The sequence below is a fragment of the Nonomuraea sp. NPDC050556 genome (assembly GCF_044457355.1).
Taxonomy (GTDB): Bacteria; Actinomycetota; Actinomycetes; order Streptosporangiales; family Streptosporangiaceae; genus Nonomuraea.
This window is the reverse complement of record NZ_JBITGU010000007.1, coordinates 123068-142093: the sequence shown is the minus strand read 5'-3', so window position 1 is coordinate 142093 and position 19026 is coordinate 123068. Positions and strand designations below refer to the sequence as shown.

Below are 19026 nucleotides of genomic sequence, written 5' to 3'. Positions count from 1 at the left end.
TGTAAGAATCGACGGGAGAGGGTGTCAAGCATTGGCTGTAACGTGTGACATATGACTGGGAAGGCTCTTTCGATGATCTACGGATACGACCCGCGGACCGGCCAGGCCGTCGGTGACCCGCTGCCCGAGGCCACTACGGCCGACGTCTCCGCCGCGGTCACCGCGGCCGCGGCGGCCGGGGCCGGTTGGCGCGCTTCCTCCGCTGCCGAGCGGGCCTCCGTGCTGGAAGCGGTCGCCGACGCGCTGCTCGCGCGGGTGGACGACCTGTGGCAGGTCGCCGACCGCGAGACCGCCCTGGGCGAGGTCCGGCTGCGCGGCGAGGTCGCCCGTACGGCGGGGCAGTTCCGGCTGTTCGCCAAGGTGATCCGCGACGGCGGCTACCTCGACGCGGTCATCGACCATGCCGCCGCACCGGCGCAGCCCGACGTGCGCAGGATGAAGCGGGCGCTGCCGGGCGTGGTGGCGGTGTTCGCCGCGAGCAACTTCCCGTTCGCGTTCTCCGTGGCCGGGGGTGACACCGCCTCCGCGCTGGCCGCCGGATGCCCGGTCGTGGTCAAGGCTCACCCGGGGCACCCGCGGACCTCCGAGATGGTCGCCTCTGTCGTCCAGGCGGCGCTGCCCGACCCCACGTTGCTCGGTCTCGTGCACGGTATGCAGGCCGGGGCCGACCTGGTGCAGCATCCGCTGGTGGTGGCCGCGGGGTTCACCGGCTCCATTTCCGGGGGCCGGGCCGTACAGGGGCTGATCGACGCCCGTGAGACGCCGATCCCGTTCTTCGGCGAGCTGGGCAGCGTGAACCCGGTGGTCGTGCTGCCCTCCGCGGTCTCTTCCGAGGTGGCGAGCGGGTTCGCGGCCTCGCTGACGCTGGGCGTCGGCCAGTTCTGCACCAACCCGGGCCTGGTGTTCGTGCCCGAGGGGTTCGAGAAGGTGATCGGCGAGGCAGTGGAGGGGACGACCGGCGGCCCGATGCTGAACGAACGCATCAGAGACGGGTACGCGGGCGGCCTCGACCGGCTCGGCTCCCTGCGCCTGCTGGCGGAGGGCAAGGCGGGTGACGGCGAGTGGACAGTGACGCCCAAGGTCTTCACCACCCCACTGGATTCCTTCGCGTCCGAGATGGCCGAGGAGTGCTTCGGCCCCGCCGCCATAGTCGTGACATACAACGATATTTCCTCCCTCTCGGCCGTGATCGGCCGCCTCCAGGGCTCGCTGACCGCGACCATCCACGGCACGGAGCCATCCGAGGCCGCCGAGGTGGCCGACGCACTGAGCCGGATCGCCGGGCGGCTCATCTGGAACGGCTGGCCTACGGGCGTCGCGGTGTGCTGGGCCATGCACCACGGCGGCCCCTGGCCCGCCTCGACCGCCCCCGCCCACACCTCGGTCGGCGCCACCGCCATCGACCGCTGGCTCACCCCGACCGCCTACCAGGACTGGCCGGAGGAGTTGCTCCCGGAGGAGCTCAGGGACGCCAATCCGCTGACCATCCCCCGCCGGGTGGACGGCGCTTTCCAGAGGTGAAGGTGGCTGCCACGTGTGCCAGGAGGGGCTCGCTGAGCAGGTGGCGACCGTCGCCGGTGGGTGTGGAGACGCTCCTCCCGATCCACCTGGGGATCGTGCCGTCGTAGGCCGCCTCCAGGGCTACGGGCGTCGGCTGCGGGCTGCGGAGGGCGGGGCCGAGGTCGGCTGATCGGATGTGGTCGTCTCCTGGCCGCCAGACGACCACACTCCCCACGCTCTTCCAGGCGTTGACCACCCCGACCTCCAGGTACGACGGCGGCCCGTCCAGCGCGAGACGCCAGAACCGGGGCACGTCGCGAACGCCGAGGAGCTGACGGACGAACCGGGCGCGCTCCGGGCGGTCGAGCCCCGACAGCCGCGCGCCGAGAAACAGGTCGGGCCCGAAGAAGATCTCCACCGCGACGTCCAGGCCTGGCGCGAGCCAGGCCTCCGTCCCCGACACCGCCGTCACGAGGACCGCGTCCTCCCAGGCGCCGTCGAACGCCATCTGCACCAGGGCCATAGCTGACTCAGGGTAGTGCCCGAGAACGTTCCAAAGGGCTTCCCCAGCCGTTCTCCCGATGATCACTAGCACGTCATGTGATGTGTGACATTGTACTGATGTCGGGCGGGTGGCAACGGGGCCGCCTGCCCGCGGCCATCGAAGGGGAGACCGATGAAGCAGATCGTCAAGCGTGGAGCCGCGGTGATCGCCGCAGGTGTGGCGATGGCGGGGGCGCTCGTGGTGAGCAGCCCGGCATCCGCCGCCACGACCACGACCACCTGCGGTAGCCAGGTCCTGATCTCGGGCCTGAACGTCAAGGCGTGCGTGGACGTCACCGGCGCCCAGGCGCGGTTCTACGGCACCGTCGGCGCCCCTGGCATCGCCGAGCCGGGGCCCGGCGGCGTCATCACGCCGCAGCGCGCGGACGCGGAGGTGTCCGGCCAGGTCGTCGGCGGCCTGTTCCTGGGCTCCCGGCGTACGCCGGTCAGCATCTGGAACAACGTCGTCACCGTCGAGGGCGTCACCGCGACCGTCCCGTGCGGGTCGACGGTCCGCGGCGAGGTACGGCTGTCGCAGGGTCCGATCGGTCCCTCGGGCTTCGGGGCGTCCTCGGCCGCGGTGAACGTGTCGGTCACCTGTGAGTAGCTAGATGCGCGCGTGGGGGCGACAGACCCCCACGCGCGTCCCTCAGGCGCCCGCGATCTCGCGGCCCCTGGCGATGATGCGTTCCAAGGCCGCGACGTCCTCCGGCGCGGCGTCCACCAGCGGCGCCCGCACCCCGCCCGCGTCGAGCCCGCCGAGCCGTACCCCGGCCTTCACCAGCGACACCGCATAGCCGGGCACCCTGTCCCGCAGGTCCACCAGCGGCAGGTAGAAGTGCGTGAGCAGCCGCTGCACCAGCTCGTCGTCCCCGGACGTGACCGCCTTGTAGAAGGCGAGCGCGATCTCCGGCGCGAAGGCGAACACCGCGCTGGAGTACAGCGGCACCCCGAGCCCCCGGTAGGCGGGCACGGTCAGCTCCGCCGTGGGCAGCCCGTTGAAGAAGGTGAACTCCCGCGACGTCGACGCCCGCACGGTCAGGATGATCCGCTGCAGCAGGTCGAAGTCGCCCAGCCCGTCCTTGAACCCGACCACCTGCGGCATCCCGGCCAGCTCGGCGACGGCGGCGGGGGTGAACCGCGCGTTGCCGCGCTGGTAGACGATGATCGGCAGGTCGGTGACCGACGCGACCGCGCGGACGAACGCGACAAGCCCGGCGGCGGGCGCGCTGACGAGGTACGGCGGCAGCAGCAGCAACCCGTCGGCCCCGCACTCGGCGGCCGCCCGCGCGAACGCCTGGGCGACCGGCAACGGCCCGCCCGCCCCGGCGAACACCGGCACCCGCCCGGCCGTCGCCGTCACGGCCGTCGACACCACGCGCGTGTAGTCGTCGAGGTCGAGCGCGTTGAACTCGCCGGTGCCGCACGCGGCGAACACCCCGCCGGCCCCGGCGGAAACCCCGGCGGAGACGTGCGTGGCCAGGGCAGACTCCACCACCTCGCCGGACGGACCGAACGGGGTCACCGGAAAGAAGAGAACACCATCAAGACGCATATTTCCTCCATAGAAAGTGCGCCGGATGGTGAGCTATCGGATGCCCTCCCGGCGCAGAGTGGCAGCGAGTCTGTGGGTGTGCCTGATGACGGCCTCGGTGACCTTCTCCACGTCGGCCGGCGGCAGCGAGGCGGGCATCGAGCAGCTGATCGCGTCCGTGGCCGGGATGCGGTAGTCGACGGCGACGGCCACGCAGGCCACCCCCGGCGTCCCCTGCTCGCGCTCGTAGGCCCAGCCCCGCGCGCGCACCTGGTCCAGCTCGCCGTACAGCTTGGCCAGGTCGGTCAGGGTGTGCTCGGTCATGGACGGCAGCGGGTCCGGCAGCACGGCGGCCACCTCGTCCTCGGTCAGCTCCGCCAGCAGGACCTGGCCGAGCGCCGTGACGTGCGCGGGCAGCCTGCGCCCCACCCTGGGGATCACGTGGTGCGCCACCCGCGAGTCGCGCGTCGCCAGGTAGAGGACGTGCCCCTCGTCGCGCCGCGCGAAGTGCACGGTGTGCCCGATCTCCTCGCGCAGGTCGTCGAGGGTCTCCTGCGCGTACGGCAGAGCCGGGTCCTTGTCCAGGTACGCCGTCCCGGTCAGCAACGCGTGCGGCCCGATCCCGAAGTCGGACCTGCCGCTGTCTGTCTCGATCCACTTGAGCTCGACCAGCGTGCGGATCAGGGCGTGCAGGCTGCTGCGCGGGAAGCCGGTGCGCTGCTGGAGGTCCGACAGCGTCAGCCGTTCCGGTGAGGCTGCCAGGGTTTCCAGGATGCGAACCGTGCGCTCGGCAGACTTGACCAGCTGAGGCTCCATTTGCATCCCATCCCTGTGGTGTTGAACCGCCAGAATACCGGATACCGTCCAGATACATGGACACCTAACCCTTGATGGCGCCGCTGGTCAGACCGCGCATGAACTGCCGCTGGAACGCCAGGAACGCGATGATCGACGGGAGCAGGGCCAGCAGCGAAGCGGCGAGCAGCACCCCGATGCCCACCTCCTCGTCCGAGCGGAGCGAGCGCAGCGCGATGGGCAGCGTCCACAGGTCGGAGTCGGTGGACACGATCACCGGGAGCAGGTACTGGTCCCAGATCATGGTGAACCCGAACACCCCGATCACGCCCAGGGCGGGACGGCACAGCGGCAGGATGATCGTGAAGAACGTCCGCAGCTCACCGGCGCCGTCGATGCGCGCAGCCTCCTCCAGCTCGATCGGCACCTCCTTCATGAACTCCGTCATCACGAGGATGGAGAAGCCCCAGGCGCCGACCGGCAGGATCATGCCCGCGTAGGAGCCGAGGAGGTTGACCCCGATGACCGGCATGTCGCCCAGCACGGCCGACAGCGGCAGGATGATGATCTCTTCCGGGATCATGATCGTGATCAGGATGAGCAGCAGCACGACCGTCATGCCGCGGAACTTCTTGCGCGCCAGCGAGTAGGACGCGAAGACGCTGACCACCATCTGCAGCAGCAGCCCGAACCCGACCACCACGAACGAGTTGAGCAGGTAGAGATAGACCTTGCGCTCGCCCGCCTTGGCGAAGTTCTCCAGCGTGAACGCCTCGGGCAGCGAGAAGTGCGTCGGGTTCACGACCTTGCCGAACGCGCTGAGCAGCAGCCCGATCAGCGGCCCGGTGAAGACGATGACGATGCCCGCGTAAAGGACGAACTTGAGGACGGAGGCGACCGGCCCGCGCCGCGACTCCAGCCCGAGGGTGGTGTCGAACCTCATCGCGCCTGCCTCCTTCTTATCCCTTGGACGATCAGGGTCAGCAGGAGCGTGGCCAGGAAGAGCAGGCACGATCCGGCCGAGGCCAGGCCCAGCCTGCTGTTCTGGAAGCCCTCCTTGTAGATCATGGTCATCAGCACCTCGGAGGAGCCGTTCGGCCCGCCGTTCGTCATGACGTAGACCTCGACGAAGACCCGCAGGCCGCGGATGGCGGCCAGGGTGAGCAGGATCCAGAAGACGGGGCGCAGTGCGGGCAGCGTCACGCTCCTGAACCGCTGCCACGTGGTCGCGCCGTCGACGGCCGCGGCCTCGTAGAGCGTGCGGTCCACCCCGACCAGCCCGGCGACGAAGATCATCATGTCGTACGGCGCGCCGCGCCAGACCATCATCCCCATGATCGACCAGAGCGAGGTGTCCTCGCTGGCCAGGAACGGTGAGGGGCCGAGGCCGACCCAGCCGAGGATGCTGTTGATCAGGCCGTCGCCCGCCGGGTGGTACATGATCCGCCACACCTCGGCGACCGCCGCGATCGTGGTGACCACCGGCAGGAAGGCCGCGGTCCGCACGAACCAGAGCGAGCGCGCGGGCCCCTCGACGACCAGCGCCAGGAGCAGGCCGAGCAGGATCGACCCGGCCGTCGCCCCCACGGCCAGGACGGCGCTGTGCCAGATGGCCGAGGTGTAGGCGGGGTCGGTGACGACCGTCTCGTAGTTCTCCAGCCCGAGGAACCGGTCACCCAGGAAGGGGCGGACCTCGTAGAAGCTGTCCCGCATCATCACGAAGATCGGGATGAACTTGAAGTAGAGGAACAGCACCAGCGCGGGGGCGAGGAAGAGCCAGGCGACCACCGCCGCGCGGTGCCGCCCCTGCTTGGGGCGGCGCCGCGCGGCCGCGTGGGATCGCGGTGGCGACATCGTGGCGGTCATGACGCTTTCTGGGTCGACAGTTCCTGGGTGAACGTGGTCGCCAGGGTGTCCATCTGGGTCTTGACGTCCTTGGAGCAGTCGGCCCACGCCGCGTTGATCGCGTCGGCAGCCTTCTGGCGGAACGGTGTCCAGTCGGGCACCGGCGGGGTGTAGACGGCGTTGGCGTAGGCGTCGGCGAAGACCTGCCAGCGCGGGTCCTTGCGCTCGTCGCTCAGCTTCACCTCGGTGTTGACCGGGAGTCTGACGATCGGGCCCTCGTTGTCGCCGTTCATCCCGACCTTCTGGCCGGCGGCTGAGATGGCGAACTCGGCGAACTTCTGCTGCTCGGCCTCGTGCGAGGAACCGGCCATCTCGTAGACGTTCTCGCCCTCGCCGAGCGTGCCAGGCCCGCCGGACGGGCCCTTGGGCACCTGCACGACCTCGATCTTGTCGGTGCCGATGCTCTTGACGAACCGGGCGAGCACGTAGGGGCCGACCAGGTAGATGCCGCCCTGCCCCTTCTCGAAGACGGTGTGGGTGACGGTGGTGTCGTTGCTGACCGCGCCGGGGTTGACGGTTTTGGCAGTGCAGAACTGGTCCTGCAACCACTTGACCGCCTCGACGGTCTTGGGGTCGTTGACCATGGGGGTGAACTTGCCCGGACCGCTCTGCTTGAGGAAGTCGCCGCCGTTGGCGAAGATCATCGAGGAGGCGTACCAGGAGGCGTAGCCGCGCTTGGTGCCCGCTGGGGCGACGAAGCCTGCGGTGTCGGCGGCGCCGTTGCCGTCGGGGTCCTTGTCGGTGAAGGCCTTGGCCAGCTTGGCCAGGTCGTCCCAGGTCTGGGGCGGCTGCATGCCGACCTTCTCGCGCCAGTCCTTGCGGATGATCAGCGCGAAGGCCTGGGCGGAGAAGGGCGCGGCGTAGTACTTGCCGTCGCCGGCCTGCGCCGCCTTCCACGCCAGCTCGGAGAGCTTGTCGTTGCCCGCCAGCTTGGCCTTGTCCACCTCGCGCAACCAGCCCTGGTGCTGCATGTTGCCGAGCCTGGCCGTGTCGTTGATGACGATGTCGGGCAGGTTCTTGGCCTGGGCCTGCTGCTGGAGCTTGGTCTCGAAGTCGTCGAAGAGGGACACGAGCTTCGTCTTGACGCCGGTGGCCTTCTCGAATTCGGCGACGAGTTTCTTGGCGGTGTTGTGCGAGGGGGAGTTGGGCACCTGCCGGATCCAGATCTCCAGGGCGTCGTCGTCGCCTGAACCGGACCCGCAGCTCGTCAGTGTTACGGCCAGCGCCGTTGCAATCGCAGCCCCGAGCAGATTGCGTGACATCAGACCGCCTCCTGTTCACATACATGAATGGATGTCGCGAATGTGGAACTTGTTCATGTGAAAGTAACGAGGCAACAGATGGACGTCAATCGTTCAGGTATGTGAATCTGGGCCAGGTTTGTGTACAACTAGATCCCATGCGCATTCTGATGACCGGTGCGGCGGGCAAAGTCGGCACCATGCTGCGTCCGCGCCTGGCCCGTGAAGGCCGCATCCTGCGGCTGTCCGACCTCGCGCCCCTCGAAACGGGGGAGAACGAGGAGCTGGTGGTCGCCGACCTGGCCGACCCCGCCGCGATGGCCGAGGCCATGAAGGGCGTGGACGCGGTGATCCACCTGGGCGGGCAGAGCCGCGAGCACCCGTGGCCCGACATCGTGCGGGCCAACATGGACGGCACGTACGTGTTGATGGAGGCCGCCAGGCAGGAGGGCGTCCAGCAGGTCGTGCTGGTCGGCAGCCACCACGCCGCCGGGTTCCACACCAGGCCGGCCGACGGCACGGAGCTGCCCGACTACGCCTTCCCCAGGCCGGACACCCTGTACGGCGTGAGCAAGGTCGTGATGGAGGCGCTCGGCTCGCTCTACCACGACAGGTTCGGGCTCAACGTGACCGTGGTCAGGCTCGGCACCTGCAACGAGGGTTCGGCCGACACCCGCGGCCTGGCCACCTGGATCTCGCCGGACGACCTCACCCGCCTGCTGGAGGCCGCGCTGACCGCGCCCGGCTACCACGTCGTGTGGGGCGTCTCCGACAACGCCCGCCGCTGGTGGTCGCTGGAGGAGGCCAAGGCGATCGGGTACGTGTCCCAGGACGACTCCGAGTCCCAGGCGCCCGCCCTGATCGCCGAGTTCGGCGAACCCGACCTGAGCGAACCAGAGCACGACAGGGCCGGTGGGATGTTCAGCATCAGGGAGCTGGGCCAGGCCTGGTGATCGTTACGCCCACCGGGTGGGGTGGCCGGTAGCGCGCAGCAGCCCGCCCTCGACCGCGACCGGGTACGGCTCGGCCAGCACCCCGAGGTCGGCCAGGGTCGCGTCCTCGGCCTGCTCCACCATCGCCGGGTGGTGCAGCGCCAGCGCGAGCTGGCCGGACAGCTCCATCATCAGGTGCGGGTAGACGGGCACGTCGAAGGCGCGGGCCAGCTCGGCCACGCGCAGGAACGGGGTGATCCCGCCCACCCTGACCACGTTGGGCTGCAGCACGTCGCACGCGCCGGCGGTGAGCAGGTCGCGGAAGCCGTGCACGGTGTAGACGTTCTCGCCGACCGCGACCGGCACGCCGACGCTGCGCCGCAGCTCCACGTGCGCGGCCAGGTCGTCGGCCGGCAGGGGCTCCTCGATCCAGTGCGGGTCGTACGGCTGCAGCGCTGCGAGCGCCCGGCGCGCCCTGAACAGGTCCCAGCGCTGGTTGGCGTCGATCATGAGCGCCGTCCCAGGCCCGACCACGTCGCGGACGGCGGCGACCCGCTCGACGTCCTCGCCCAGGTCGGGCCGCCCCACCTTGATCTTGACGGCGGTGTGCCCTGCCGCCTTCCACCGCTCCGCCTGCGCGACCAGCTCGTCCAGGGAGTAGTGCAGGTTGACGCCGCTGCCGTACACGGGAACGCTCTCGCGCCGCGCGCCCAGGACCTCGGCCAGCGGACGCTCGCCGCAGTGCAGATCCCACAGCGCCAGGTCGACCCCGGCCATCGCGATCGAGGTCAGCCCGCCCCGCCCGGCCTCGCTCAGGTGCGTGACCAGGTAGTCCCACACCTGCGCCGGATGCTCGGGCAGCCCGATGACCGCCTCGCGGATGTCGTGGTCCAGCAGGGCCTGTACGGCACGCGCCCCGATCTGCGGCGTCCACGAGATCCCGGTCCCGACCCGCCCGTCGTCCAGCGTCACCCGGCAGACGATCACGTGGTTGTACGGCACGGCCGCCCCCCAGGGCCGGGCGAGCTTCACCGAGCGCAGCGTGGTCGCCAGGCCGGTGATCATGCCGACAGCTCCGTGCGCCAGCTCCGCTTGGCCTGCCAGCCGAGCAGCCGCTCCGCCTTGGCCGAGGTGAACGCGGGCGACGTGCCGGTCAGCGTCTCTGCGAACCCGGCCGTCGACGGGATCACCCGCGGCAGCAGCTCGGCCAGCGGCTCGCGGGCCAGCGCGTCGGCCGCCCCGGCGAAGAAGACCTCGCCGTTGGGCAGGCCGGGCAGCCGGTCGAGCAACGCCATCAGCAGGTCGGCCGCGTCGCGCGCGTCGAGGTAGTTGAACAGCGACACCCCGGCGATCTCCGGCTGGTCCAGCCGCTCGGTGACGGTGTGCCCCGACTGCGTCGGTGCGCCCGCCCACTCCTCAGGCGCGATCACGAAGCACGGACGGAAGGCGGCGAGCCTGGTGGCGGCCGTTCTGGCGAAGGACCGCATGGTCTCCTCGGCGACCAGCTTGGACAGGTTGTAGGCGTTCCACGGCTGCGTCGGGTGCGTCTCGTCGATGGGCAGGTAGGCGGGCGCCCAGCCGGACGGCGAGCCGTACCCGACGACGGTCGGGCTGCTGGCCACGACGACCTTGCCGATCCCCAGCGCGACGGCGGCGTCGCACACGTTGAAGGCGAGCGCGGTGTTGGTGCGGAAGGTCACCGCGTCGCTGCGGCTGAACGGCGTGGCGATGGCGGCCAGATGGAGCACGGCGTCCGGACGGAACCTGGCGAACACCTCGTAGGTCTCGCCCAGGTCGGTCAGGTCGGCGGGCAGGGTGGCCGCCGCGTCGCCCGGCGTGCCAGGGACGCTGTCGACCCCGATGACCTCGTGGCCCGCCGCGGCGAGCGCGGACACGACGCTGCGCCCGAGGCGCCCGGCGCTCCCGGTGACAAGAGTTCTGCTCACGGCACCCCTTCGACTGCAATCAGTTGCACAAAACCTTGTCCGCGTAGCCTGGAAACGTCAAGGGGTCAGCCTTCTGCCGATGCAACCGTTTGCGTTAACGTGCGGGTATGACCTTCGGAACCACTCCCTCAGGCGAGTCCGTCGACCGCCACGTCCTGTCCAACGGCGCCATGAGCGTGGCCGTCCTGACGCTCGGCGCGATCGTGCAGTCGATCGAGCTGGGCGACGGCGCCGGCGTCGTCCTCGGCCTCCCGACGGTGGCCGACTACCTGGAGCGCAGCCGCTATTTCGGCGCAGTGGTCGGACGTTACGGCAACCGCATCGCGCACGGCCGCTTCACCCTCGACGGCGTGACCCATGAGTTGCCGCGCAACAACAACGGGCACAGCCTGCACGGCGGGCTGTCCGGTTTCGACAAGAAGGTGTGGACGGCCGAGCCCGACGGGGAGCGGGCCGTACGGCTCACGCACATCAGCCCGGACGGCGACGAGGGCTACCCGGGCAAGCTCACCGCGACGGTCACCTACACCCTGACCGGCGACGACGAGCTGCGGATCGACTACCTGGCCACCACGGACGCGCCCACGGTCGTCAACCTGACCAACCACTCCTACTTCAACCTCGCAGGGTCGGGCGACGTGCGCGGGCACGTCGTGACGATCGAGGCGGACGGCTACCTGCCGGTCGACGACGGCAAGATCCCGCTGCCGTCCGCGCCGGCGCCCGTGTCCGGCACGCCGTACGACTTCGGGACGCCCACGCGGGTCGGCGCGCGGCTGGACGGGTGTTACGACCACTGCTACGTGCTTCGCTCCGGCGGGAGGGTCAGGGTGGTCGAGCCGGCCAGCGGGCGGGCCATGGAGGTGGAGACCAGCGAGCCGGGCGTGCAGTTCTACACCGGGCACATGCTCGACGGGGTCGCCACGCCGTACGACAGGTTCGCCGGGCTGTGCCTGGAGACACAGCACCTGCCCGACTCGCCGAACCGGCCCGACTTCCCCTCGACGGTGCTGCGGCCGGGGGAGGAGCGCGTGTCCCACACCGTCTACCGGTTCATCGCATGAGGTACGGAATCGTCGGGCTCGGACACCGGGCCCAGATGTACGTCAGCGCCCTGCTCGGTGACTGGCGCGACTGCGGCACGATCGCCGGGTTCTGCGACGTCAACCGCGCCAGGATGGACTACTACAACGGCCGGCTCGGCGACCCCGTGCCCTGCTTCGACCCCGGCGGCTTCGCCAAGCTCCTGGAGCTGTGCGACGCGGTCATCGTCACCTCGGTCGACGCCACCCACGCCCGCTACGTCGTCGCGGCGCTCGACGCGGGCAAGCACGTCGTGGTGGAGAAGCCGCTGACGGTCGACGCGGAGAGCTGCGCGGAGATCGCGGCGGCGGCCGAGCGCAGCACCGGCTCGCTCGTGGTGACCTTCAACTACCGCTACTCGCCGCGCAACTCCGCGGTGCGCGGGCTGATCATGGACGGGACCATCGGCGAGGTCACCTCCGTGCACTTCGACTGGGCGCTGGACACCATCCACGGAGCCGACTACTTCCGCCGCTGGCACCGCGACCGGGCCAACTCCGGCGGCCTGCTGGTGCACAAGTCCACCCACCACTTCGACCTGGTCAACTGGTGGCTCGGGACAACCCCGGTCAGCGTGTACGCCGAGGGCGCCCTCCGCTTCTACACCCCGCGCCCCGGCCGACCGGCACGCTCGTACGGAGCACCCGGGCTGGGCACTGACCCCTTCCTGCTCGACCTGTCCGCCGACCCCCGGCTCAAGGCCCTCTACCTCGACGCGGAACACGAGGACGGCTACATCCGCGACCAGGACGTCTTCACCGAGGGCGTCACCATCGAGGACAACATGGCGCTGCTGGTCCGCTACGCCAGCGGAGCCCTGCTGACCTACTCGCTCAACGCGCACGCGCCGGCCGAGGGCTACCGCGCCGTCTTCAACGGCACAGCGGGACGGATCGAGCTGGAGGTGTGCGAACGCTCCTGGACCCCGCCACACGCCGCCATCGACCCCAGCGCCGCGCCGGGCTCGTGGGAGCGGCTCACCCTGCACCGGCACTGGGCGCAGGCCGAGGAGATCCCCATCGAGCAGGGCGAGGGCGGGCACGGCGGCGGCGACCGGCTGCTGCTCGACGACGTCTTCCGCGGACCGGGCGCGGACCCGCTGGCCAGACAGGCGGGATACCTTGACGGCATACGCAGCGTCATGGTCGGAGCGTCGGCCAACCGGTCGATCGCCACCGGCCTGCCGGTGAACCTGACCGGCGGCGGCACCCGCATGGCAACGCCCATGCGATGATCACGGCGACGAACGATGGGAGGTGCGCCCGTGGCTGTGACGATCAGGGACGTGGCGCGGGAGTCCGGCGTGCACGTCTCGACGGTGTCGCGGACGTTCTCGGCCCCGCACCTGGTGAACGCCGAGACGCGGACCCGGGTGCTGGCCGTCGCCGAGGGCCTCGGGTACCGGCCCAACCGCGCCGCGCGGGCGCTGACCACGGGACGCACCCACAACCTGGGGCTGATCGTGGCCGACATCGCCAACCCGTTCTTCCCGCCCCTGATCAAGGCGGCGCAGGCGCAGGCGCGCGAGCGTGACTACCACGTGTTCGTGGCCGACACCGACGAGGACCCGCTGCTGGAGCAGGAGCTGATCGAGACCCTGTCCAAGCAGGTCGACGGCGTCCTGCTGTGCAGCCCGCGGCTGTCCAACCGGGTGATCGAGCGCCTGCGCGCCCAGGTGCCGTTCGTCGTGGTCAACCGCAGGGTGAAGGGCCTGACCACGGTGCTGATGGACGTCGGCCAGGGCGCGCGCGCCGCGATCGAGCACCTCACGGGGCTGGGACACCGGCGCGTCGCGCTGCTCACCGGCCCGCCCGGCTCGTGGACCAGCGAGGAGATGCACGCGGCGGCCACCTCGGCCGCCTCAGGGCTCGCCGAGCTCGTCGTCCTCGGGCCCAACGAGCCGACCGTGCGCGGCGGCACGGCGGCGGCGGGAGCGGTGGTCGCCAGCGGGGTGACCGGGGTGCTCTGCTACAACGACCTGGTCGCGCTCGGCCTCATCGAGGGCCTGCGCGACCTGGGCAGGAGCGTGCCCGACGACCTCAGCGTGGTCGGTGTGGACGACAGCCTCCCAGGACGGCTGAACCGCCCCAAACTCTCCACGATCACCATGCCGACGGCTGCCGCCGGGCGCATGGCCGTCGACCTGCTGCTGGCCGCCGTCGGCCAGGGGGAGGACGCGGCCCCCACGCTCGCCAGGCTGGAGACCGACCTCGTCGTGCGCGAGTCCACGGGACCGGTCAGGCCCTGATCGCCGACATCGCCTGCTTCGCCTTGATCACGAGCATGGCCACGTCGTCCTGCGACGGATCGGCCGCGAACGACTCGACCGCCTGGCGCACCCGCTCGGCCACCCCGTGCGCGGACAGCCCGCCGCACGTCGCGAGCAGCTTGACCAGCCCGTCGTCGTCGTCCAGCAGCCGGTCGCCGTTGCGCCGCTCGGTCACCCCGTCGGTGACGCACAGCAGCACGTCGTCCTGGGCCAGCTCGAAGGTCTCGTCGAAGAAGCGCACGTTGTCCTGGATGCCGAGCAGCAGCTGCGGCGTCGCCACCGTGTCCACGCCACCGGCCGAGCGCAGCCGCAGCGGCGGCGGGTGCCCGGCCGAGGCGATCGTGCACAGGGCGCCACCTCGGGGGAGCGGGGTCAGCTCGCCGTACAGAAGGCTGAGAAACCGCCCTTCCTGCTCCTCCTCCAGCAGCGTCCTGTTGAGCCGGTCGAGAATGTCGGCCACCGCGTAGCGCTCCTTGGCGAGCAGACGTACGGCATGCCTGGCCAGCCCGGTGACGGCGGCCGCCTCTGGACCGCGCCCGCACACGTCGCCCAGCGCGAAGCACCAGTGGCCCGCCACCGAGAACAGGTCGTAGAAGTCGCCGCCGACGTGCGCGTCCTCCTCGGCCGGTTCGTAGACCACCGCGGACTCCAGGCCCGGCATCGCGGCGAGCTGGAGTGGGAGCAGGCTGCGCTGCAGCACGCGCGACGTGGTCGCCTGGCGCGAGTAGAGCATGGCGGAGTGCAGGCTGAGCGCGACCCTGCGGCACAGGTCGTCCAGCAACGAGGCCAGCTCGCGCGGCAGGATCGGCTCCGCCCTGCCCAGCACCAGCGTGCCGACCGGCCGGTCGCCGGTGCGCAGCGGGAACGACACCACGCTCTCCCTGCCCAGCGGCTGCGGCGGGCCGCCGGACATGCTCAGCGGCAGCGCCTTGCGCAACGCGGAGTTGTAGCGCTCCTCGGCGTGCCACACGTGCGCCAGCCTGCTCGCGCCTGACAGGCCGGTCAGGTAGACGGCCGCCCAGGTGGCGATCTTCGGGACGACCAGTCGCGCGGTCAGCGCGGCGATCAGGTCCTCGTCGTGCACGCCCGCCAGCAGCTCGCCCGCCTCGGCCAGGAACGCCAGCCGCCCTCTGAGTGCCCGCTCCCGCTCGACCTGGCGCTCCCGTTCCAGCGCGGCTGCCAGCCGCTCCGCGACGTGCTGCAGGCTGACCGCCACGTCGCCCTCGAACCTGCCCGGCGCAGCGGCCGTCACGACCAGCTGGCCGACGATCTCGCCACCGGCCACCAGCGGGGCGCACGCCAGCGACCTGGCGCGCAGCGTCTCGCCCAGGGTGGCGTCGGACACCGCCAGGTCGTCGACGATCGACGGCGCGTTCTGCTCGAAGATGCCCGTCACCGCCACGCGCATCAGGCCCGTGGCGTCGCCCGCCGCGGCCGCCACGGTGAACCAGCCGTCCTCCTGGCCGGTCAGCAGGATGTAGACGGCGTCGCTGCCGCCGGAGGCGTGCACGATCTGCGCGGCCGTCTCCAGCTGCTCGGCGACCGTGCGGCCGGAGGAGAAGACGTCCTTGATGCGCTGGTCGGTCTCCCGCCTGGCCGGGATCGACGGCAGCGACAGCACGTACCTGTGGTCGCTCGCCACCACCAGCCAGATCGTCCTGTGGTCCTGGAAGCGGCCGTGGATCCGCAGGTGGGACAGGTAGACGGGGACCAGCCTGCCGTCGCGGTGACGCATCCGGCTCTCGCCGCGCCAGCGTCCCATGGTCAGCACGTCGGGCAGCGTCATCGCGTGCGCGCCGTGCTCGCGCCAGGCCACCAGCTCCTCCAGCGGCATGGCCATCGCCTCCTTGGCCGGCCAGCCGAGCAACGCCTCCGCCTCGGAGTTCCAGGACGTGACCCGGCCCGCGCCGTCCGACACGACGACGGCGACGTGCAGGGAGTCGAGGGGGGCTGCGGCGACGGCCGGAGCCGAGGCTGGCGCGCCCGCCGTATGCTCCTCCGAGCAGCCGACCAGCTCGATCCTGATCCAGACCCGCTTGGCCTTGCGCGTGTAGGTGATGCCCCACGCGTCGGCCAGCATGCTCGTCAGCGCCAGGCCGCGCCCCGAGGTCTGCATGCCGTCCATCGGCTTGGCGTCACGCGGAGCGATCGTCCGCGTGGGGTGCAGGTCGTCGACCTCGATCTCCAGCGCGGCCGGGGTGCGCGCGGTGTCGAGGCGGCACGTCAGCTCGATCGCGGTGCCCGCGTGCACCACGGCGTTGGTGACGAGTTCGCTGGTCAGCAGGACGACGTCGTCAGCCACATGGTCCAGGTGCCACTCGGTCAGCGTCTCGCGCACGAAGAGCCGCGCCGCGCCCGGGGCTTGCGGGGTGCCCGGGAGGGCTTTCGTCGAGACGCGGCTCATGTCCACTTCTGGTCCTAGAACATCACTCGATGTGGCAGTTCGGTCACTCTCAGAGTGGCAGACTAGGCGCTCTCACTACCGCCCGTTGTGAAGAAGGCCACAATGGCACCTCCCCTTGTAGCTGACGCGATCCATCAATCCGACCTTCGTCCCCTGCTCATGGCCCTGCAGGGGCTGCGCGACGGCAATTTCCGCGCGCGGCTGGCCGTACCGGAAGACGGGGTCGTCGCCGATCTGGCCATCGCCTTCAACCAGGTCGTCGACCGCAACGAGCACCTGTCCAGGGAGCTGACCCGCGTGCGCAGCGAGGTCGCCAGGCAGGGTCACCTCGACGAGCGGCTCACCGCCAGTCCCGGCACCGGGGCCTGGGCGACCAGCATCGAGGCGGCCAACTCGCTCGTCGACGCGCTGGTGATCCCGGCGGCGAAGGCCACCCGCGTGCTCAACGCGGTCGCGGACGGTGACCTGTCGCAGCGAGTCGACCTGCAGGAGGGCAACCGGCCGTTGCGCGGCGGGCTGCGGCTCATGGGCAAGGCGGTCAACCGCATGGTCGACCAGCTCTCGCTGTTCTCCGGCGAGGTGACCAGGGTGGCCCGCGAGGTGGGCACCGAGGGGCGGCTGGGCGGCCGGGCCAAGGTGCAGGGCATGTCGGGGAGCTGGCGCGACGTCACCGAGGCGGTCAACGCCATGGCGGGGCGGCTCACCGCGCAGGTGCGCGACATCGCCGTGGTGACCACGGCGGTGGCGAGGGGCGACCTGACCCGGCAGGTGACGGTCGAGGCGACGGGCGAGCTGCTGGAGCTCAAGCTCACCGTGAACACGATGGTGGACCAGCTGTCGGCTTTTGCCGACGAGGTCACCCGTGTGGCGCGCGAGGTGGGTACGGAGGGTCGGCTGGGTGGTCAGGCGCAGGTGCGCGGGGTGTCGGGGGTCTGGAAGGACCTGACCGACAACGTCAACTTCATGGCGTCCAACCTGACGACCCAGGTGCGCGACATCGCCCAGGTCGCGACCGCCGTGGCCAAGGGCGACCTGTCGCGCAAGATCACTGTCGAGGTCAAGGGCGAGATCCTGCAGCTCAAGGACACCATCAACACGATGGTGGACCAGTTGTCCGCGTTCGCCGACGAGGTGACCCGCGTGGCCCGCGAGGTGGGCACGGAGGGTCAGCTCGGCGGGCGCGCCGAGGTGAAGGGCGTCTCCGGCACCTGGAAGGACCTCACCGACAACGTCAACTTCATGGCGTCCAACCTGACCACCCAGGTGCGGTCCATCGCCCAGGTGACCACGGCGGTGGCGAACGGCGACCTGTCGAAGAAGATCACCGTAGATGCGCGCGGGGAGATCCTGCAGCTCAAGGACACCATCAACACGATGGTGGACCAGCTTTCCGCCTTCGCCTCCGAGGTGACCCGCGTGGCCCGCGAGGTGGGCACGGAGGGCCAGCTCGGTGGGCGGGCCGAGGTGCGCGGGGTGTCGGGCACCTGGAAGGACCTGACCGACAACGTCAACTTCATGGCCGACAACCTCACCTCGCAGGTGCGGTCCATCGCGCAGATCACCACGGCGGTGGCGAACGGCGACCTGTCGAAGAAGATCACGGTCAGTGCCCGGGGCGAGATCCTGCAGCTGAAGGACACGATCAACACGATGGTGGACCAGTTGTCGGCGTTCGCCGACGAGGTCACCCGTGTGGCGCGCGAGGTGGGTACGGAGGGTCGGCTGGGTGGTCAGGCGCAGGTGCGTGGCGTGTCGGGGGTCTGGAAGGACCTCACGGACAACGTGAACTTCATGGCGTCCAACCTGACGACGCAGGTGCGCGACATCGCGCAGGTGGCGACCGCCGTGGCGCAGGGGGACCTGTCGCGGAAGATCTCCGTTGACGTCAAGGGCGAGATCCTGCAGCTCAAGGACACGATCAACACGATGGTGGACCAGCTGTCGGCGTTCGCCGACGAGGTCACCCGTGTGGCGCGTGAGGTCGGCACTGAAGGTCGTCTCGGTGGTCAGGCGCAGGTGCGCGGGGTGTCGGGGGTCTGGAAGGACCTGACCGACAACGTGAACTTCATGGCCGACAACCTCACCACGCAGGTCCGGAACATCGCCCAGGTTGCCACGGCGGTCGCGCAGGGGGACCTGTCGCGGAAGATCACCGTTGAGGTGAAGGGGGAGATCCTCGAGCTCACCGACACGATCAACACGATGGTGGACCAGTTGTCGGCGTTCGCCGACGAGGTGACCCGCGTGGCGCGCGAGGTGGGCACCGAGGGTCAGCTCGGTGGGCGGGCCGAGGTGCGCGGGGTGTCGGGCACCTGGAAGGACCTCACCGACAACGTGAACTTCATGGCGTCCAACCTGACCACCCAGGTGCGCTCCATCGCCCAGGTGACCACGGCCATCGCCACCGGCGACCTGTCGAAGAAGATCGACGTCGACGCGCGGGGTGAGATCCTGCAGCTCAAGGACACGATCAACACGACGGTCGACCAGTTGTCGGCATTTGCCGACGAGGTCACGCGCGTTGCGCGTGAGGTGGGCACCGAGGGTCGGCTGGGTGGTCAGGCTCAGGTGCGGGGTGTGTCGGGGGTCTGGAAGGACCTCACGGACAACGTGAACTTCATGGCCTCCAACCTCACCTCCCAGGTGCGCTCGATCGCGGTGGTCGCCACCGCCATCGCCAACGGCGACCTCGGCAAGAAGATCACCGTGGACGCGCGGGGTGAGATCCTGCAGCTCAAGGACACGATCAACACGACGGTCGACCAGTTGTCGGCGTTCGCCGACGAGGTCACGCGCGTTGCGCGTGAGGTGGGCACCGAGGGTCGGCTGGGTGGTCAGGCTCAGGTGCGGGGTGTGTCGGGGGTCTGGAAGGAC

16 protein-coding genes are annotated in these 19026 nt (G+C 70.3%); 7 read left to right on the top strand and 9 right to left on the bottom strand.

Annotated features, from left to right (window positions below):
* Positions 1–51: 51 nt before the first annotated feature.
* On the top strand, positions 52–1521 hold the full coding sequence (locus ACIBG8_RS50870; protein WP_397350607.1) for an aldehyde dehydrogenase (NADP(+)): 1470 nt from the start codon (positions 52–54) through the stop codon (positions 1519–1521).
* On the opposite strand, the gene ACIBG8_RS50865 is transcribed toward ACIBG8_RS50870, so the two are convergent.
* Entirely contained in the window at positions 1463–2023 is a 561-nt protein-coding gene (locus ACIBG8_RS50865) for a hypothetical protein (RefSeq protein ID WP_397350606.1), read from the bottom strand. The two genes, ACIBG8_RS50870 and ACIBG8_RS50865, sit on opposite strands and share 59 nt — an antisense overlap.
* A gap of 153 nt (positions 2024–2176) precedes the next feature.
* Between ACIBG8_RS50865 and ACIBG8_RS50860 the strand changes: the two genes are divergently transcribed.
* A complete protein-coding gene (locus tag ACIBG8_RS50860) occupies positions 2177–2650 on the top strand; it encodes a hypothetical protein (protein WP_397350604.1) in 474 nt (157 codons plus the stop codon).
* A 42-nt stretch (positions 2651–2692) separates the two neighbouring features.
* Here the strand turns inward: ACIBG8_RS50860 and ACIBG8_RS50855 are convergent, their stop codons facing one another.
* The 5 genes from ACIBG8_RS50855 to ACIBG8_RS50835 form a co-directional block, all read right to left on the bottom strand.
* A complete protein-coding gene (locus tag ACIBG8_RS50855; RefSeq protein ID WP_397350603.1) occupies positions 2693–3598 on the bottom strand; it encodes a 5-dehydro-4-deoxyglucarate dehydratase in 906 nt (301 codons plus the stop codon).
* Positions 3599–3631: 33 nt separating this feature from the next.
* On the bottom strand, positions 3632–4393 hold the full coding sequence (locus ACIBG8_RS50850; RefSeq protein ID WP_397350601.1) for an IclR family transcriptional regulator: 762 nt from the start codon (positions 4391–4393) through the stop codon (positions 3632–3634).
* 64 nt (positions 4394–4457) lie between these two features.
* Positions 4458–5315, bottom strand: coding sequence for a carbohydrate ABC transporter permease (locus tag ACIBG8_RS50845; RefSeq protein WP_397350600.1), 858 nt, complete (start codon positions 5313–5315; stop codon positions 4458–4460).
* Entirely contained in the window at positions 5312–6226 is a 915-nt protein-coding gene (locus tag ACIBG8_RS50840; protein WP_397350599.1) for a carbohydrate ABC transporter permease, read from the bottom strand. The genes ACIBG8_RS50845 and ACIBG8_RS50840 overlap by 4 nt, the downstream gene beginning before the upstream one ends.
* Before the next feature lie 8 nt (positions 6227–6234).
* Positions 6235–7539 (bottom strand): extracellular solute-binding protein, encoded by a 1305-nt coding sequence (locus tag ACIBG8_RS50835; RefSeq protein ID WP_397350598.1) that lies wholly within the window; start codon positions 7537–7539, stop codon positions 6235–6237.
* Between the two features lie 137 nt (positions 7540–7676).
* On the opposite strand from ACIBG8_RS50835, the gene ACIBG8_RS50830 reads away from it, so the two are divergent.
* On the top strand, positions 7677–8471 hold the full coding sequence (locus ACIBG8_RS50830) for an NAD-dependent epimerase/dehydratase family protein (protein ID WP_397350597.1): 795 nt from the start codon (positions 7677–7679) through the stop codon (positions 8469–8471).
* Positions 8472–8474: 3 nt separating this feature from the next.
* On the opposite strand, the gene ACIBG8_RS50825 is transcribed toward ACIBG8_RS50830, so the two are convergent.
* Positions 8475–9515, bottom strand: coding sequence for a mandelate racemase/muconate lactonizing enzyme family protein (locus ACIBG8_RS50825; RefSeq protein WP_397350595.1), 1041 nt, complete (start codon positions 9513–9515; stop codon positions 8475–8477).
* Positions 9512–10396, bottom strand: a complete 885-nt coding sequence (locus tag ACIBG8_RS50820; RefSeq protein WP_397350594.1) for an NAD-dependent epimerase/dehydratase family protein — start codon at positions 10394–10396, stop codon at positions 9512–9514. The genes ACIBG8_RS50825 and ACIBG8_RS50820 overlap by 4 nt, the downstream gene beginning before the upstream one ends.
* 107 nt (positions 10397–10503) lie before the next feature.
* On the opposite strand from ACIBG8_RS50820, the gene ACIBG8_RS50815 reads away from it, so the two are divergent.
* From ACIBG8_RS50815 to ACIBG8_RS50805, 3 genes are read left to right on the top strand one after another with little or no spacing between them, the layout of a single operon-like run.
* Positions 10504–11460, top strand: a complete 957-nt coding sequence (locus ACIBG8_RS50815; protein WP_397350593.1) for an aldose epimerase family protein — start codon at positions 10504–10506, stop codon at positions 11458–11460.
* Positions 11457–12713, top strand: a complete 1257-nt coding sequence (locus tag ACIBG8_RS50810) for a Gfo/Idh/MocA family protein (protein WP_397350592.1) — start codon at positions 11457–11459, stop codon at positions 12711–12713. The genes ACIBG8_RS50815 and ACIBG8_RS50810 overlap by 4 nt, the downstream gene beginning before the upstream one ends.
* 30 nt (positions 12714–12743) lie before the next feature.
* Complete coding sequence (locus ACIBG8_RS50805) at positions 12744–13727, top strand: LacI family DNA-binding transcriptional regulator (protein ID WP_397350591.1); 984 nt, start codon at positions 12744–12746, stop codon at positions 13725–13727.
* Here ACIBG8_RS50805 and ACIBG8_RS50800 read toward each other — a convergent pair.
* Complete coding sequence (locus ACIBG8_RS50800) at positions 13717–16152, bottom strand: SpoIIE family protein phosphatase (RefSeq protein WP_397350590.1); 2436 nt, start codon at positions 16150–16152, stop codon at positions 13717–13719. The two genes, ACIBG8_RS50805 and ACIBG8_RS50800, sit on opposite strands and share 11 nt — an antisense overlap.
* Positions 16153–16254: 102 nt before the next feature.
* On the opposite strand from ACIBG8_RS50800, the gene ACIBG8_RS50795 reads away from it, so the two are divergent.
* Positions 16255–19026: HAMP domain-containing protein (locus ACIBG8_RS50795; RefSeq protein ID WP_397350589.1), on the top strand; the 2772-nt coding region annotated here is incomplete at its 3' end.